Here is a 13,901-nt window from a genome sequence, read left to right as displayed (position 1 = left end):
CGATAACAGGGCTGGCCGTTTATGCCCGCTCCACCTTGCGGTATCTCCACTCTCGCCGGTTGGTTCCATTCCGGTATCGCTCCCAGCCACGGGTCTTGAGATACGCACCGACGCGCATTTGGTCGCTCTTCGTCCATTTGGCCGGCTCGATGCCGATGGCATTCTGCAAAACCTCGCCGATGGACAGGTCTGTCAGCGGTTCGGATCGGGCAACCTCGACGTCGCGCCAATCGTCGTAGGCGCCATAGCCATGGTTGACCCGCTCCTTATCGTAGACCAGCCAGCGATCAATCAGGCCATCCCAGGCGTCGCCCTGGTACCGTTCTTCCTGTGCGTCTTCGGCCATGCGCTTGGTTTCTTCGTCCTCGATCCACCATTCGACACCGTTGGCGTACCAGACCATGGCTTCGGCCCAAAGCTGGTCGCGGTCGCGGCGGAGCGCGGCGATGTCGATCTTGCCGCAGCGGACGGGCCAGAATCGGCGGTTGCCGGTTTCGTCACGCAGGTAGGTGTCGGGATTGACGGTGCCCGCGAATACGCACTGGCGCGGCACGTCGATGACGTAGCGTTCATAGGGGGGCCGGTATCGGTCGACCGACCGGGACAGGAAGGATTTGATCCTGGAGGTTTCGGCGCGGCCGATGGCGTCGAGTTCTGCGATCTCGATGATCCACACGCCGCGCGTTTGCTGGGCGGCATCTTTGCTGCCGATCTCGGCCAGCTCGTCGGTGAACCAGTCCGCTCCGGCCAGGGTCCTCAGCGCCGTCGATTTCTTGGCACCCTGCGGACCTTCGAGGATCAACACCTGATCGGCCTTGGCCCCAGGGTCCATGACGCGGGCCACCGCCGACAGCACCCACAGCGAGCCGAAAGCACGGGACAGACGGGTGTCGGCGGCCCCGAGATAGGTGATGGCCCAGGCTTCCAGACGGGGCACGCCATCCCATTTCAGGTTGGAGAGGTATTCCCGCACTGGATGGATGCGGATATCGCGGGCGATGGCGCCAATGGTGCGGGCCACCACCTGCGAGGAAACGTTGATGTCGCGGCGCTGGAGCCATTCGGCGCAACGGATGTCGTCGGCCTCGCACCACGGACGGGGAATGGTGGCCTTGTGTGGATCGTCCCAGGGCAGCGGTCGGTTGACGACGATCTCTTGGCGGAATTCGTCGAAGATCAGTGCCCCGGCGAAGGCTTCGTCATTCGACAGGGCGGTGATGACGTTGGCCTCGTTGCGCTCGGGCGTGCCGTCGGGGCTGGTGCGGATCTGAGCGAACCAGGCCGGGCGGGCGGACTGCGTGCTGTCGCTGCGGCGCAATTCACTGCGCAGTGTCGCAAGATGCTTCTCTGTGGTGGCGATCGGGATACGGGCCGTCGCCTTGATGGCGACCAGCACCTCGCGTTCATGGGCGGGTTCAAGTTTGGCGCGGGCGAGATTCCCCAACAACCGGCTGAACTCGTCCATGTCTGGCGGAAAAGTCAGTTTCAGCGCGGCAGCCCGCAGATCGTCGAAGCTGGAAGGGGACGGCGGTTCCTCGGCGGATGGCAGCCTATTATAATGTGCGGCGACCGCGCACTTCCCGAGGTCGTCGTTGAAATCGTCCCCGTGCAGGGGCGAGACGATGGTGGACGGGATATCGGCCAGATTGAGGCGGTCGGCCAGGGTGGTGGCGGCCTGCTGACCGGCGTCGCCGGCATCGGCAAAAATGGTGACGCGGCGGAGACCCTCGGGCCACTGCCACTGACGCATACCTCCCGCCGACAGCGCCGCCCAGGTGGGGATGCCGAAGATGGCCCAGGCCGACAGGGCGGTTTCGATGCCCTCGGCGATTCCGAGGTGGCCATCGGCGGGTATGGGGGCGAGGCGCACGCTGCCGCTGTCGATTGCCCCCAACATCTTCTTGCCCGGTGGCGCCTTGCCGCTGCCGTCGTCGAGCAGGAAGGTGCGGTGGATGCCGCCGACTGGGTTGCCGGCACCGTCACGGACGATCCCCACCAGCCCCGGCCAGCCGCGCCGTCCATCGAAGTCGGGAAGGTCGTCGTGGTACAGCAGGTCGGGCGACCGCGGATCGCCGACACCACGGTGGCGGAGATAGGTCTCGCCGATGGTGCCGACCAGCGGTTGGACACCGCCGAGGATGCGGGCGATTTCCAGGTCATGCGTCGGCTTGGGCGTCACGGCTCGCTGCGGGGCGGGCAGATCCATCCGCGCCAGCCGGGCGGCTTCCTCGAACAGATCGCGGTCGGCGAGACCGGTGGCGTGGTGGATCAGGTCGATGGGCCCAGCGCTCTCGCCGGTGGCATGGTCGAAGCCCCAACCTGCATGGTGGCCACCAAGATGGATAATGCACGAGCCATCCTTGCGCGGCGAACGCCCCGACAAATCGGCGCAGCGCAGCGTCCGGCGATCCGGGGACAGCCGACCTTGGGGAAACAGGCCGGGCAGCCAGTCCGGTGCCGTGGCGGCCAGGCGACCACGAATTTCGGGCAGGTCAAAACGGGCAGGCGGTTGCCAGACGTCGTTGAGGTCGATCATGCGAGTATCACCAGCCCCCTTTCGGCACGAGTAATGGCGGTGTACAGCCAGCGACGACGGTCCTGCTCGGTGCGGCCCAGACCGTCGTCCCAGACGACGACGTTCTCCCAACTGGAGCCCTGGGCCTTGTGACAGGTGATGGCCCAGCCGAAGGTGGCCTCGGTCAGCAGGCGTTTATTCTTCCAGTCGCGGTCGTGGCGATGGGAATCGAGAGCGACATGGTCCTCGAAGTGGCCCTTATAGATAAGGAGACGGCCCGGCTTGCCATTGGTCCCCGGATGCCCGACCGGCTTGCCGTCCTCGTCGATGCCGACAGCCGAGAAATACAGGCTGCCCTCGTCGACGATGTCGGAGAGCGATACGAACATGCCGTTGATCAGACCAAGGTCGTTTTGGTTCTTGAGGCAGATGATTTTCTCGTTGGGGCCGGTGGGCAGGTACGATCCGCCAAAGCCGGCGGCCCTGCGCAGAGCATTGTTGAGCTGGAACCGGGTGGCGTTACGGCCGCAGATGACCTGACCGCCGCGCAATGCCTGCGGCGGGGTGACGTCGGCCATGGGCATTTTCCAGGCATGGTCGTCGTACTGGCCGAAGCCGATGGGACGGCCTTCACGCGCCATCGTTGCCAGCCGGATAATGGCGCTTTCGGCTGCTTGGCGGTGAATCTCGGTCAGCATGACGTCTGGGGCGTCCTTGGTGAAGGCACCTTCGCCCTTGATCGGCGGCAACTGGCCGGGATCGCCCAGCACCAGGATGGGGCGGCCGAAGCTCATCAGGTCGGTCGCCATGTCCTCGCCGACCATGGACACCTCGTCCAACACGATCAGTTTGGCCTCGGCGGCCGCGCTGGCGGGGTTGAGGGAGAATCGTGGCTTCTTCATTTCGCGCACCGCTTGTCGCATGGCTTCGATGGCCGCTTCCGCGGTGGTGCGATCGAACCCGCCAAGAGTGCGGGCCTTGATCTCGGCCTCGGCGATGCGCTTCTGGGCTTCTTCGACCTCTTCTTCTGTCGCCTCGATGACGCTGTAGATCAGGCTGTGGATGGTCCGCGCCGGAGTTCCCTTGCGCCGCAGCACCAGAGCGGCCTTGCCGGTGAAGGTGGCGGTGACCACACCGGGACGATCCTCGGCATGGGGGCTGAGGCCCAGATCGTCGAGGGCGAATTTCAGCACGGTTGATTTTCCCGTTCCGGCAAAGCCAAACAGTCGGAACACCTGCTGCTCGTCCGTGCGGTTCTGGAACCACTGGCGGATGGCGGAGATGGCCTGGGCCTGAATGTCCGACGGAGTGATGTCGCCCATCATCGTCACCGGGCCAGATAGCGTTTTTCGACATCGGCCAGTCGGTTGGCCAGCGTGCTGGCCTGGGAGACCAGGGAGGCGATGTCGGTGCGCAGTTGCTCGATTTCGGGATCGGTGCGGATGGGTCCATAGGCTGCTTCGCGGATCTGCTCGATCATCTTGCGAGGCAGCTTCAGTTCTTCAGCAACTCGCTGGTCGCTGAAGCTATCCAGGTACATGCCCTTGGCATCGTCGAACACCCCATCCAGCTTGTGGCGGATGCGCATGCGCTCGTCGGGGGTGGCGGGGCGGAGGGCGGGCGTCGTCATCAGCATTTCCTTCCTGATGGTGGGTTTGATGGGGTTCGGCGCAGCCGGTTTGATCGGCGGGCTCGGACGGGCCTTGCAGTCGGGGCAGATGGTGCGGCGCGGACGGTTCTTGTCACAGTCCCATCCCTTGGCCCGCGCCATGCGCTCGACACCATCGGCGTGATGGGCACTGTTCAAGGTGATATCCAGCGTGTCGCCGCATTGGGCGCACCACAGGCGGGCAATGGTGCGTGGGCCGGTGATGTCGCGAACCTGAAGAACGTCGTAGCTGAGGCCGCGGCGTTTACCGGTCATCGGCACGTCCCCCAGCAACGGTCCTGCCAGGAACAGGCCCCGTGCCAGCCGCCGGCCGTCTTGCCGCCGCGGCAAACCACCGAGGTCCGTTCGGCACTCGCGCGGGGCAGCATCTCCTGGGCGTCGCTGGCCTGGACCACCTGGAGGGCACGGTCGCTCATGGTCTGGGCCAGGGCGGCGTCAAACGGTACCAGTTCGCAGTGGATTTCCCAGGTATCCCGGTTGAGCGCGGTGAACAGCGCCGGGGCCGGCAGATCCATATAGGCCTGATAGAGGGCAAGCTGGGCGGCATAGACCGGCTTGGACAGCACCACGCCGCGTTTCACCACGTCTTTCCAGGACGATACGCCCAGCGCCTTGTTCTCCCACAGGGCGGGATAGGCCATAGCCACCGGCCCGCCGACCAGGCAGCCGTCGATATGGCCCTTGAAGCGACCGTTCAGCACCGAGAACCCAAACTGCCGCCCGTCGCGACGCTCGGTGCGCAGATCGAACCCGGCGGCCCGCAGCCAAGCCGCTACCACGTCCTCGCCCCGATGACCGGCCTCGAAGATACGGAGCGTCTTGGGTTCAAAATCCCGGCCTTCATCCTTGGGCACGGCGAGATAGTCGTACTGGATCTGGCGCAGGCATTCGCGGCCAATGCCCGAGGTGCTGACATACTGGCGGGCCACCTGAGAGCGGTTGCGCACGACCAGGGCGGCATCGATGGCGGCGTTGACCGCCATGGTGATGCCGGGGTCGTGGTCGGGCTTCTGGTACTGGCAGCCGGAGCCATGGTTGAGGTCGAGCATGGCGGGCCTCAAAATGGAATTTCGTCGTCGAACGGCAGGCCGGAGCGTTCCTTCACACCAGCCTGTCGCTGCATGGACTCGACGTAGCCGGTGACAGCGGCTTCGATCAGGCGGTCGATATCCTCTGGTGTGCGGTTGTAGAACGGCTCCATCAGGGCCAGCGCCGTCAGTGCCTCGGCGAAGGGACGCCGGGCATCCTTGATGGCCTGGGTTTCGCGGGCGGTCTTGTCGATCATACCGTTCTGTCTCCCTGCGATCTCGGCACCGGCCTTTTGGCAGGTGGCCGAGCAGAAGCGATGAAATGAGTAAAGGTCGTGGCGCAGGCGGTGGACATAGCCAAAGCCCTTGGCCTCGCGACCGCAGATGGCGCAAAGACTCAGCCCAGCAAGAGCCGGGTCAGCTCCGGGTGCTGATCGGGCTCCGCCTTGATCCGCTGCGAGGCCAGCACGATGAAGCTGCCGATGGCGTTGGTGGCCATGGCCTCCAACTCCCACATGGCCAGCGCCCTTATGGGCTGGTGCAGTTTTCCGCGGGCTTCGAGCCATTCGCCGATCGCCTTCGCCGCTTGGCGCGTCGTATGCGCCTGCCATTCATCATCGGTCATGGTGGGGCCGCCCGCCCGAGGACGAGCGGCATCTCCCTCAGCCATTGAGCCAAGCCGGGCCGTTGGCCGCCGGCTGCGGTGAAGCCTGCGGCGGGGCCGCTGCCGGGGGCTGCTGAGACCACGCCGCTCCCCCCTGCTGTTGGGGCCCCTGGGCCGGGGCTGCCTCGGTGGCCCAGGCAGGGGAATTGCCTCCGGCGGCGGTCTTGGTCGACTTGCGCGGCTTGGCGTTGATGGGTTCCGGTTCCACCGTTTCGCCCTTCATGATCAGGGCATATTGCTGGTCGCCGGGTAGCACCACATTGGCCAGCCGATTCTGGTCGTGATACTTGTCCGGATCACTGGCCGGCTCGACCATGATGCGGGCGACAAAGGTGATCCCATCCAACTGCTTCAACCCCAGTAAGACCCGCTTGGCCTTGGCGGCATCGCTCATATCCTTGGGGTCGAGGCCAAGGGCCGAATCGACCATGGCGCGGAACGACGCCTTTGAGATATTCCAGGCGATGGACTGGCCCTTGTCGTCCAGCTTGCCGCCGGCCACGGTGAAGTTCTGCCAGAACTTGCGGCGCACGCATGGCCCCTCGACCACGGTGAATTCGCAGTCCAGCATCTTGGCGTCGCTCTCGGCGGCGGCTTTCAGCAGCCCGGCATCCATCGGCACCGAGCCATTGACCCCACCGGGGCGGATGGTCATGCGGACCTTGGCGAAGGTGCCGTCCGGGATCAGTTCACCCGCGGGCATGCGCTGGGCCTGGGCGTCGTTGAAATCGTAGGACATGGTGATGTGTTCCTTTCAATCAGGCGGGGATACGGTTGATCTTGGACAGCAAGGCGCCGAGGTCCGGCGGTTCGGTCACATCGAGTCGACCGGAGCGATCCTTGGCGGGCAGGCCATACGGATTGCCGGAGCGGCAAACGAGGCGGCGCTCGGCGGCCTTCTCGTTCAGTTCCCAGTTGCCGTCGGCGTCGTGGGAAAACAGGTGCATGGAGATAACCTGATCGACGATGCCGGGCAGTTCGCGCCCCGCCTTCGATCCCTCCATTTGCGGCTGCCAAGTGGTGGCGTTGAACTCATCGGTGACCTTCTCCAGCACGCCGACGAAGATCACCGTCTTGCCCGGCGCGTGCTGCAGGTGCTTCAGCGCCTGGATTACCTCGCGCCCCAGCAGGCCATAGGCGCCACGGATATCCGGCTTGCCGGTGCGGTCAGAAAAGGCTTCCGGCTGCTGCTTGGCGAAGGCCATGGCCTGGCGAGTGAGGTCGGTGATGGAATCGACGAAGATCACCGGCATGGAGGCGAGGAATTCCTCGACGCCCGATCCGGCATAGAGTGAACGCACATGCTGGTGATGCTGGGCGCTGTAATAGGCGTTGGGATCGGCAGCCGGATCGGGGCCACCGATCAGCACCACCAAGTCCCGGAAGTCGCCAAAGCTGCGCACCGGGATGCTGGCACCGGACCAGTCCTGGACCGACTTCATGCCCGCCTCCAAGTCGAGGCAGACGGTGTGGGCGGGCGGCAGGGTCTTCAGCAGCGAGGTCTTGCCGACTCCAGGTGGGCCGAAGATGGCCACCGAGGTCTTGTTGCCGGCGGACGACAGGCGCTCGTCGGCGGTGATGATGCGAACGGCCATGGGATCATGTCTCCTTGATGTCGGGGGCGGCGGGGCGTTGACCGGGCGCCGAAGGGATGCCGGCCCGCCCTTGCGGAACGGGCAGCCCCGCCGCTGTCTCAGGGGGTGTTGGGCTTCAGCGTGAAGGTCAGCTTGCCGGTCTTGACCGTGCGGGCCGCCTCGAAGGCGGTACGGATGTGGGCGGGCCAAGCGCCGTATTTGCGCTCCGGCACCTTGAAGGCGGTCTCGATGTATTCGCTCGGATCATCGCCGCTGGCGCGGATGCGCTCGACGATGGCGGTCAGCAACGACTGGTCCCACTCAACCTTCTTGGGCAGATCGGCTACCACGGTGATATCGCCGTCGTCGAACCGCACAGTGCCGGTATCCTTGCCCTCGCGGCTGCGCAGCTCGGTGGCGAGGTTGGCGTAGCGGCGGGTCAGCGCGCCGTCGAGCCAGTCCTTCTGCATCTTGGCGAGACGCACGGTCTGCTCGGCTTCTTCCTGCAGCAGGGCCAGCATTTCCGCCGGCAGGCTGGCGGCCTCACCCAGCGGCAGGCGCATCATGTCGGCGAGGCTGGGACGATTTGGGATGGTCATAATCAGTTCCTCCGGGGCTTGTCGCCGCTCGCCTTGATGGCGATGTAGGCGATGCGGTCTTCGGCGATGCGGCGCTGCACGAGCAGCAGGCAACCGTCTTTGGCCTGCGCCATGGCGTGGTCGGCGATACGGTCGAGTTCGGAACGAGCGGATCCGTGCAAAGCCGATGGACCAGGTGCCCGATCAACGGCCAGGAGCCCCTCGTGATACGAGATGCGGTCTCCAGGCTGGGCTTGATCAATCCAGGCAAGAAAGCTGCGTTCGCTTAAAACTGGCAGGGTACGGGGCTTCATGATGCGACCCGCGTTTCGCCGGTCCGCTCGCGCATATGATCGGCCTCGTAGGCGACCACATCGTCCAAGCGATAGACCACCTTGCCTTCCAGCTTCAGAAAGCGGGGGCCTTTGCCGCGCCAGCGCCACTTCTCCAGCGTGCGGGGGCTCAAGCCCCACCGGCGGGAAAGCTGGACCTGATTGATGTGTGAGATAGGACGATCAGTCGTCATTCTTCCTATTCCTTGCCGTTCGCGGGACGGTCGTTTCGATCGTCCGAATGAAGGTCATCACCTTGTCGGCGGTCGCCAATGTCGGTGAACGGCCGCGTCGCAAGCCGAGCACAAACGAAGGATCGCCAACGGCTTGACGCCCAAACTCGGTGGGCTTGAAGCCGCTATTGGCGAGGAAGGCCTCGACGGTGGCGCGGAACTGTTCGCTTAATGTGCTCATGATAGGAAATATAAAATCCGCATGCGCCTCTTGCGTCAAACGGAAAAGATTGTTAATTTCCTACATAGCCGAATCAATGGGATACCCGCATGGACCTCGACCCTGTCCGCCTCCGCCTGCTCCAACTCGTGCAAGAGCAGAAGACCGATCTGAAAAATCTCTCGCTCGCGATCGGGCGCAATGCCGCCTATCTGCACCAGTTTGTATTTCGGGGAACGCCGAAAATCCTGGCTGAGGACGTCCGCCAAGCGCTGGCGGAACATTTGGCCGTCGAAGAGGACGAACTACGTCACTCGCAGATCCCGACGCGCAAGCCACGATCACCGAACCAGCGGGACGATGTGGGTCTGGCTCTCCCGGATGGGTTCCTGCCGGTTTCCGAGATTGATGTTCGTGCTTCAGCTGGGTACGGCGCCGTGCATGACGGCTTGGAAGAAACCAAGGCGACCTGGCTATTTCCCGATGCGGTGGTCCGCTATGAATTTCGCGCTCAGCCAAGTGACCTTCGCATGATCACCATCACCGGCGATTCCATGGAGCCGCTCCTGTCCAGTGGAGATCGCATCCTCATCGACACCAGTCAGAAGGTGCCGGTGCCGCCAGGAATCTTTGTTATCTGGGACGGTATGGGGTTGGTGACCAAGCGGATCGAGCACATCCCCCACTCAGATCCGCCGACTGTGGTCATCCGGTCAATCAACCCGGAGTACCAGACCTACGAGCGCACCGCCGATGAGATCAACATCATCGGGCGCGTCATCTGGGCGGCGAAGCAGTTTTAAGCCGGCCAAATCGCCAAAACATCTGGCCGTCGGAGGACAAGTGGACCCGTTCAAGCCTTACCAACCTCGCCCGAAGGTCGTGATCCCCAAGCTGACGGTGGAGGATGCCGAGACCATCGCCATCAAGGCCATGGCCTTTATCGCGGCAGACGAAGACCTGATGCCCAGGTTCATCAATCTGACGGGATGCGACAGCCTCGATGATGTGCGCGGTCGTTTGACTGAGAGGGCGTTTCTGGGCTCGGTCCTGGACTTCGTTCTGGGAAACGAGCAGACCACCATCGCATTTGCCCAGAGCCTGTCCATGGCGCCGGAGGTGACGATGTTGGCGCGTGCGAAGCTGCCTTGATCCGAGCCCGGGTCGTCCCGTTCATCGTCATCACATCCATCATGGAGCCCCCATGCGCCCCTTTCTTCTGAGCCTTTTCCTGCTGGCGTCAACTCCCGCATGGAGTTCCGACATAGTCTCCTGCTTCACCCCCGGTGAGGATTGCACCGGCGTGATTGTCAATCAACTCGCCGCTGCCAAGCGGGAAGTCTTGGTCCAGGCGTACAGCTTCACCAATCCCGATATCGTCAAGGCGTTGGTTGCCGCCAAAAAGCGGGGTGTCGATGTCAGAGCCATCCTCGACAAGTCGAATTTCTGCAGGGCAGAAAAGGCGGGATGTGAAAACAAGGGACAGATTGCAGCCGACACATTGGTCATCGCCAAAGTGCCGGTGACCGTCGACCGCGAACATGCCATCGCGCACAACAAGATCATGGTGATCGACCGGGAACGCGTCATCACCGGTAGTTTCAACTTCAGCCGTGCCGCCCAGGAAAAGAACGCCGAGAATCTGTTGGTAATCACCGACGCCTCCCAGGCGCAGCGATATACAAGGAATTGGCAATTTCATGCCGAGCATTCCGAACGGTATGCCGGACGATGAGCATGCTCCGTGGATTGAAGTGGCTGGGGACGGCGGCGGGCATCCTGGGGGCGCTTCTGGTTGCCGCCAATATCCCGTCAAGCGGGTGGGGATTCGTCTTGTTCCTGGTGTCATCGCTGTCATGGTCGGCTGCGGGGCTGCTGATGCGCGAGCCGTCGCTGGTGGCCTTGAACGTGACGTTTGTCGCCATCAATATCCTGGGGATCGTGAGGTGGCTGCTGTGAGTTCCGTCCATGCCGGTTTCTGACCCCGATATCTGGCGGGCAGCAAAACTGCTGATTGACCGCCATGGTGACGAGGCGCCCGTGCATGCCGCCATGCGCTGCGATGACCTGATGGCGGCCGGTGATACGGAAGGCTGGGCGGTTTGGCGTCACATCTGCAATGCCATCGATGAACTGCTCCGCCCAATCCCACACCAGGGAGAGAGCCGACACTAAACGCTGGCCTTTGCCGCAAAAGCTACAAGGCGCTCTCCCAGCTTCGACCAGCGTTTTCTGTCTTTGACGCCCCGCACGGCCATGCCGATAGCCTTGCGCTGGCCGACCAGGATGACCAGGCGTTTGCCCCTGGTGATCCCGGTGTAGAGCAGGTTCCGCTCCAACATCATGTAATGCTGGGTCATGATCGGGATGACGACGCAGGGGTACTCGGATCCCTGGGATTTGTGGATGGTGGTGGCGTAGCACAGCGACACCTCATCCAACTCCCCGAAGCTGTAGCTAACCTGTCGCCCGTCGAAGTTGATGACGATCTCGTTGGCGTCGACATCGATGGAGATCACGAAGCCGATATCGCCGTTGAAGACCTCCTTGTCGTAATCATTCTCCGTCTGCATCACCTTGTCGCCGACGCGATAGGTGTAGCCAAACCGCTCTACCGCCGCTTCACCGTGCTGCCCTGGATTTAGGGCTTTCTGAAGTTCAACGTTGAGCGAACGAGCGCCAACACCGCCCCGCTGCATGGGACATAGAACCTGAATATCCCGGATGGCATCCATCCCAAATCGGCGAGGAACCCGCTTGCTCACGACCTCGATGATCTTGGGAACAGCATCCTCCGGCTCTGCGGCATCAACGAAATAGAAGTCGGTCAGCCCGTCCTGCGGCGGCGCCAACTCAGGCATTTGCCCCTTGTTAACCTTGTGAGCGTTGATGATGATCTTGCTGCTGGCGGCTTGGCGGAAGATTTCAGTCAGCTTGGCGACGGGCACGACGCCGGAACTGATGATATCGGAAAGAACCTGGCCGGGGCCGACCGAGGGAAGCTGATCCACGTCCCCGACAATCATGATGGCCGCATGGCTGGGGACGGACTTCAGCAGCGACGCCATCAGCGGCACGTCGACCATGGATGTCTCGTCGATCACCAGCAAGTCGCATTCCAGGGGCATCTCCTCCGACCGCTTGAAGCCCCCGCTGGTCGGGTCGAACTCCAGAAGCCGGTGGATGGTCTTGGCCTCCATACCGGTGCTCTCGGACAGCCGCTTCGCAGCTCGGCCTGTGGGGGCCGCCAGCGCCACGTCGCCCCCCTTGGCGGCCAGGATCCGCAGGATGGAGTTCACCAGGGTGGTCTTGCCGACGCCGGGGCCGCCGGTGATGACCATCACCTTCGAGGACAGGGCCACGCCGACGGCGGCTCGCTGGCTGTCGGCCAGGGTCACGCCCAGCTTGGCTTCAACCCAAGGAATGGCCTTGTCCGGATCGATGGTCGGCCATGGCGGGGCCCCGGTGGCCAGGGCCTTGAGTCGGGTGGCGATAGCCTGCTCTGCGTGCCAGAGGTTGGGCAGGAAGATGCAGTGCCGGTCGCCGATGGTGTCGTTGGTGATGTTGCCCGCTCGAAGCTCAAGATCGAGCGCCTCGGTCAGCAGGGGCTGGGGTATCTCCAGCAGTTGCTCTGCCAGGGTCAGCAAATCATCTTCGGGCAGGGCACAGTGGCCATTCCCGACGGCCTCCATCAGGGCATAGGACAATCCAGCGCGAGCCCGGATCATCGAGGTCTTCTCAATCCCTAACTTCTCAGCGATCTGGTCGGCGGTCCTGAACCCGATGCCCCTGATGTCCTTGGCCAGACGGTATGGGTTCTCGCTGACCAGTGGGACAGCCTCACTCCCGTAGGTTTTATAGATGCGAACCGCCCGTGCAGTGCTGACGCCATGGGACTGCAGGAACAGCATGATCTCCCGGATGGCCTTCTGCTCGGCCCACCCCGCCGCGATGCGTTTGGCCCTCACCGGGCCGATACCATCCACCTCGCGGAGTTTGTCCGGGGTCTGCTCGATGACATCGAATACCAACTCGCCGAACGCTTTCACCAGCTTCTTGCCGTAGACCGGGCCAATGCCCTTGATCATCCCCGACCCGAGATACCGCTCGATCCCGTCCAGGGAAGTCGGGGGCGTCACCTTGAGGAAGGTGGCCTTGAACTGCAGGCCATGATCCCGGTGGTTGTCCCAGCGGCCGCTGGCGTGAACATACTCACCGGGTTGCACCGTGGCGGCGGATCCAGTCAACGTCACCAAGTCGCGCTGTCCTCTGGCCTTGATGCGCAGGACGCAGAAACCCGTCTCCGGGCTATGGAACGTTACCCGCTCCACGAGCCCCGCCAGAGCCTCCTTTTCTTCCTGATCCTGATGGCGCATCACCATGCCAAAATCATCAACGATGGCAGAGCATGGATCCCCCTGTGCTCCGAGGTCAATTCACCTCGTTTCGCCCCGGCACCTTTGTTTTCGCCATCCTGCGACGGAAGTGCTGCTGCGCTTGGAACCCATGCGGTTTCGCATCTACGGTGGTTGCCGAAAGGTTCTTGACTTAGGCATCCACAATGTCCCTCGCCCTCCATCCCGACCGCATGACCGCCGCTGAACGCCTGGACGAGGTGGCCGACATCCTGGCCGTCGGCCTGATCCGGCTAAAGGCGCGGAAGTCGAGGCGTTTATCTGCTGACGCCAGAGACAGTTGCCTCGACTATACGCCCCACCAGAGCGGTCATGTCCCCGTCAACCGACGGAGGAAATCATGACCGAAACCCCTTTGCTGGCCCGTTTGGCCGCCCTGAAGACGGCGCCGATCCCCGACCTGAAGTCGTTGTGGCGCGACCTGTTCGAGGCCGAGGCGCCGCCCTACAACCGAACCTTCCTGGAAAGCCGGCTGGCCTACCGCCTCCAGGAACTGGCCTATGGCGGGCTGGCGGTCACCACCGTCGCCCGGCTGGAGAACATGGCCGACGATTTCGACACCACCAAGGGCCGCCGCAAGAAGGAACTGGATCGCCCCATCGCAGGCACAAGGCTGGTGCGCGAATGGAAGGGCGTCGAGCACTGCGTCACCGTGCGCGAGGACGGCTTCGAATACCAGGGCCGTCCCTATCAATCGCTGTCGGCGGTGGCCCGCGCCATCACCGGCACCCGC

General features: G+C 63.4%; 20 protein-coding genes. 7 read left to right on the top strand and 13 right to left on the bottom strand.

Going from position 1 to position 13,901, the window contains the following annotated elements; translation table 11 throughout:
• Nucleotides 1-19: 19 nt before the first annotated feature.
• The 12 genes from MTBSS4_RS03935 to MTBSS4_RS03880 form a co-directional block, all read right to left on the bottom strand.
• Nucleotides 20-2,536, bottom strand: coding sequence for a VapE domain-containing protein (locus MTBSS4_RS03935; RefSeq protein ID WP_173982095.1), 2,517 nt, complete (start codon nt 2,534-2,536; stop codon nt 20-22).
• Nucleotides 2,533-3,840, bottom strand: coding sequence for an ATP-dependent RecD-like DNA helicase (locus MTBSS4_RS03930; protein ID WP_254432370.1), 1,308 nt, complete (start codon nt 3,838-3,840; stop codon nt 2,533-2,535). Before MTBSS4_RS03930 ends, MTBSS4_RS03935 begins: the two co-directional genes overlap by 4 nt.
• Before the next feature lie 2 nt (nt 3,841-3,842).
• Nucleotides 3,843-4,439: a hypothetical protein gene (locus MTBSS4_RS03925; RefSeq protein WP_096703322.1), complete on the bottom strand. Its 597-nt coding sequence runs from the start codon at nt 4,437-4,439 to the stop codon at nt 3,843-3,845.
• Nucleotides 4,436-5,233: a hypothetical protein gene (locus tag MTBSS4_RS03920; RefSeq protein WP_173982094.1), complete on the bottom strand. Its 798-nt coding sequence runs from the start codon at nt 5,231-5,233 to the stop codon at nt 4,436-4,438. The genes MTBSS4_RS03925 and MTBSS4_RS03920 overlap by 4 nt, the downstream gene beginning before the upstream one ends.
• Nucleotides 5,234-5,241: 8 nt before the next feature.
• Entirely contained in the window at nt 5,242-5,469 is a 228-nt protein-coding gene (locus MTBSS4_RS22265) for a DUF6511 domain-containing protein (protein ID WP_254432369.1), read from the bottom strand.
• Between the two features lie 140 nt (nt 5,470-5,609).
• Nucleotides 5,610-5,837, bottom strand: coding sequence for a hypothetical protein (locus MTBSS4_RS03910; RefSeq protein ID WP_096703320.1), 228 nt, complete (start codon nt 5,835-5,837; stop codon nt 5,610-5,612).
• Nucleotides 5,838-5,874: 37 nt separating this feature from the next.
• Complete coding sequence (locus tag MTBSS4_RS03905; protein ID WP_096703319.1) at nt 5,875-6,615, bottom strand: hypothetical protein; 741 nt, start codon at nt 6,613-6,615, stop codon at nt 5,875-5,877.
• Nucleotides 6,616-6,634: 19 nt separating this feature from the next.
• Nucleotides 6,635-7,471, bottom strand: a complete 837-nt coding sequence (locus MTBSS4_RS03900; protein ID WP_173982093.1) for an ATP-binding protein — start codon at nt 7,469-7,471, stop codon at nt 6,635-6,637.
• A gap of 98 nt (nt 7,472-7,569) precedes the next feature.
• Nucleotides 7,570-8,049: a hypothetical protein gene (locus tag MTBSS4_RS03895; RefSeq protein ID WP_096703317.1), complete on the bottom strand. Its 480-nt coding sequence runs from the start codon at nt 8,047-8,049 to the stop codon at nt 7,570-7,572.
• Nucleotides 8,050-8,051: 2 nt separating this feature from the next.
• Nucleotides 8,052-8,342, bottom strand: coding sequence for a hypothetical protein (locus MTBSS4_RS03890; RefSeq protein ID WP_173982092.1), 291 nt, complete (start codon nt 8,340-8,342; stop codon nt 8,052-8,054).
• Entirely contained in the window at nt 8,339-8,554 is a 216-nt protein-coding gene (locus MTBSS4_RS03885; RefSeq protein ID WP_024078965.1) for an AlpA family transcriptional regulator, read from the bottom strand. The genes MTBSS4_RS03890 and MTBSS4_RS03885 overlap by 4 nt, the downstream gene beginning before the upstream one ends.
• On the bottom strand, nt 8,544-8,774 hold the full coding sequence (locus MTBSS4_RS03880; RefSeq protein WP_052473386.1) for a hypothetical protein: 231 nt from the start codon (nt 8,772-8,774) through the stop codon (nt 8,544-8,546). Before MTBSS4_RS03880 ends, MTBSS4_RS03885 begins: the two co-directional genes overlap by 11 nt.
• Before the next feature lie 89 nt (nt 8,775-8,863).
• Here MTBSS4_RS03880 and MTBSS4_RS03875 point away from each other — a divergent pair, with 89 nt between their 5' ends.
• The 5 genes from MTBSS4_RS03875 to MTBSS4_RS03855 are packed head-to-tail and all read left to right on the top strand — an operon-like array spanning nt 8,864 to nt 10,928.
• Nucleotides 8,864-9,556 (top strand): LexA family transcriptional regulator, encoded by a 693-nt coding sequence (locus MTBSS4_RS03875; RefSeq protein ID WP_173982091.1) that lies wholly within the window; start codon nt 8,864-8,866, stop codon nt 9,554-9,556.
• A 40-nt stretch (nt 9,557-9,596) separates the two neighbouring features.
• Nucleotides 9,597-9,905: a DUF3572 domain-containing protein gene (locus MTBSS4_RS03870; protein ID WP_173982090.1), complete on the top strand. Its 309-nt coding sequence runs from the start codon at nt 9,597-9,599 to the stop codon at nt 9,903-9,905.
• 52 nt (nt 9,906-9,957) lie between these two features.
• Nucleotides 9,958-10,488, top strand: coding sequence for a phospholipase D family protein (locus MTBSS4_RS03865; protein WP_173982089.1), 531 nt, complete (start codon nt 9,958-9,960; stop codon nt 10,486-10,488).
• A gap of 2 nt (nt 10,489-10,490) precedes the next feature.
• Nucleotides 10,491-10,712: a hypothetical protein gene (locus tag MTBSS4_RS03860; protein WP_082036694.1), complete on the top strand. Its 222-nt coding sequence runs from the start codon at nt 10,491-10,493 to the stop codon at nt 10,710-10,712.
• Between the two features lie 9 nt (nt 10,713-10,721).
• Nucleotides 10,722-10,928, top strand: coding sequence for a hypothetical protein (locus tag MTBSS4_RS03855; protein WP_173982088.1), 207 nt, complete (start codon nt 10,722-10,724; stop codon nt 10,926-10,928).
• On the opposite strand, the gene MTBSS4_RS03850 is transcribed toward MTBSS4_RS03855, so the two are convergent.
• Nucleotides 10,925-13,135, bottom strand: coding sequence for an ATP-dependent RecD-like DNA helicase (locus MTBSS4_RS03850; RefSeq protein ID WP_173982087.1), 2,211 nt, complete (start codon nt 13,133-13,135; stop codon nt 10,925-10,927). The two genes, MTBSS4_RS03855 and MTBSS4_RS03850, sit on opposite strands and share 4 nt — an antisense overlap.
• 179 nt (nt 13,136-13,314) lie before the next feature.
• Between MTBSS4_RS03850 and MTBSS4_RS03845 the strand changes: the two genes are divergently transcribed.
• Together MTBSS4_RS03845 and MTBSS4_RS03840 are read left to right on the top strand one after the other, a co-directional pair.
• Complete coding sequence (locus MTBSS4_RS03845) at nt 13,315-13,512, top strand: hypothetical protein (RefSeq protein ID WP_173982086.1); 198 nt, start codon at nt 13,315-13,317, stop codon at nt 13,510-13,512.
• Nucleotides 13,509-13,901: DUF2924 domain-containing protein (locus tag MTBSS4_RS03840; RefSeq protein WP_173982085.1), on the top strand; the 393-nt coding region annotated here is incomplete at its 3' end. The genes MTBSS4_RS03845 and MTBSS4_RS03840, both read left to right, overlap by 4 nt.

The organism is Magnetospirillum sp. SS-4 (genome assembly GCF_902729425.1).
Lineage (GTDB): Bacteria > Pseudomonadota > Alphaproteobacteria > Rhodospirillales > Magnetospirillaceae > Phaeospirillum.
The sequence above is the reverse complement of the archived record's forward strand: the minus strand, read 5'-3'. Positions and strand labels throughout refer to the sequence as shown.

Coding starts and splice junctions, on each gene's coding strand:
- MTBSS4_RS03880 (WP_052473386.1), bottom strand. CDS start 8,774: ATGAGCACATTAAGCGAACAGTTCCGCGCCACCGTCGAGGCCTTCCTC.
- MTBSS4_RS03905 (WP_096703319.1), bottom strand. CDS start 6,615: ATGTCCTACGATTTCAACGACGCCCAGGCCCAGCGCATGCCCGCGGGT.
- MTBSS4_RS03885 (WP_024078965.1), bottom strand. CDS start 8,554: ATGACGACTGATCGTCCTATCTCACACATCAATCAGGTCCAGCTTTCC.
- MTBSS4_RS03895 (WP_096703317.1), bottom strand. CDS start 8,049: ATGACCATCCCAAATCGTCCCAGCCTCGCCGACATGATGCGCCTGCCG.
- MTBSS4_RS22265 (WP_254432369.1), bottom strand. CDS start 5,469: ATGATCGACAAGACCGCCCGCGAAACCCAGGCCATCAAGGATGCCCGG.
- MTBSS4_RS03935 (WP_173982095.1), bottom strand. CDS start 2,536: ATGATCGACCTCAACGACGTCTGGCAACCGCCTGCCCGTTTTGACCTG.
- MTBSS4_RS03875 (WP_173982091.1), top strand. CDS start 8,864: ATGGACCTCGACCCTGTCCGCCTCCGCCTGCTCCAACTCGTGCAAGAG.
- MTBSS4_RS03930 (WP_254432370.1), bottom strand. CDS start 3,840: ATGATGGGCGACATCACTCCGTCGGACATTCAGGCCCAGGCCATCTCC.
- MTBSS4_RS03925 (WP_096703322.1), bottom strand. CDS start 4,439: ATGACCGGTAAACGCCGCGGCCTCAGCTACGACGTTCTTCAGGTTCGC.
- MTBSS4_RS03900 (WP_173982093.1), bottom strand. CDS start 7,471: ATGGCCGTTCGCATCATCACCGCCGACGAGCGCCTGTCGTCCGCCGGC.
- MTBSS4_RS03890 (WP_173982092.1), bottom strand. CDS start 8,342: ATGAAGCCCCGTACCCTGCCAGTTTTAAGCGAACGCAGCTTTCTTGCC.
- MTBSS4_RS03910 (WP_096703320.1), bottom strand. CDS start 5,837: ATGACCGATGATGAATGGCAGGCGCATACGACGCGCCAAGCGGCGAAG.
- MTBSS4_RS03860 (WP_082036694.1), top strand. CDS start 10,491: ATGCTCCGTGGATTGAAGTGGCTGGGGACGGCGGCGGGCATCCTGGGG.
- MTBSS4_RS03850 (WP_173982087.1), bottom strand. CDS start 13,135: ATGGTGATGCGCCATCAGGATCAGGAAGAAAAGGAGGCTCTGGCGGGG.
- MTBSS4_RS03920 (WP_173982094.1), bottom strand. CDS start 5,233: ATGCTCGACCTCAACCATGGCTCCGGCTGCCAGTACCAGAAGCCCGAC.
- MTBSS4_RS03865 (WP_173982089.1), top strand. CDS start 9,958: ATGCGCCCCTTTCTTCTGAGCCTTTTCCTGCTGGCGTCAACTCCCGCA.
- MTBSS4_RS03845 (WP_173982086.1), top strand. CDS start 13,315: ATGTCCCTCGCCCTCCATCCCGACCGCATGACCGCCGCTGAACGCCTG.
- MTBSS4_RS03855 (WP_173982088.1), top strand. CDS start 10,722: ATGCCGGTTTCTGACCCCGATATCTGGCGGGCAGCAAAACTGCTGATT.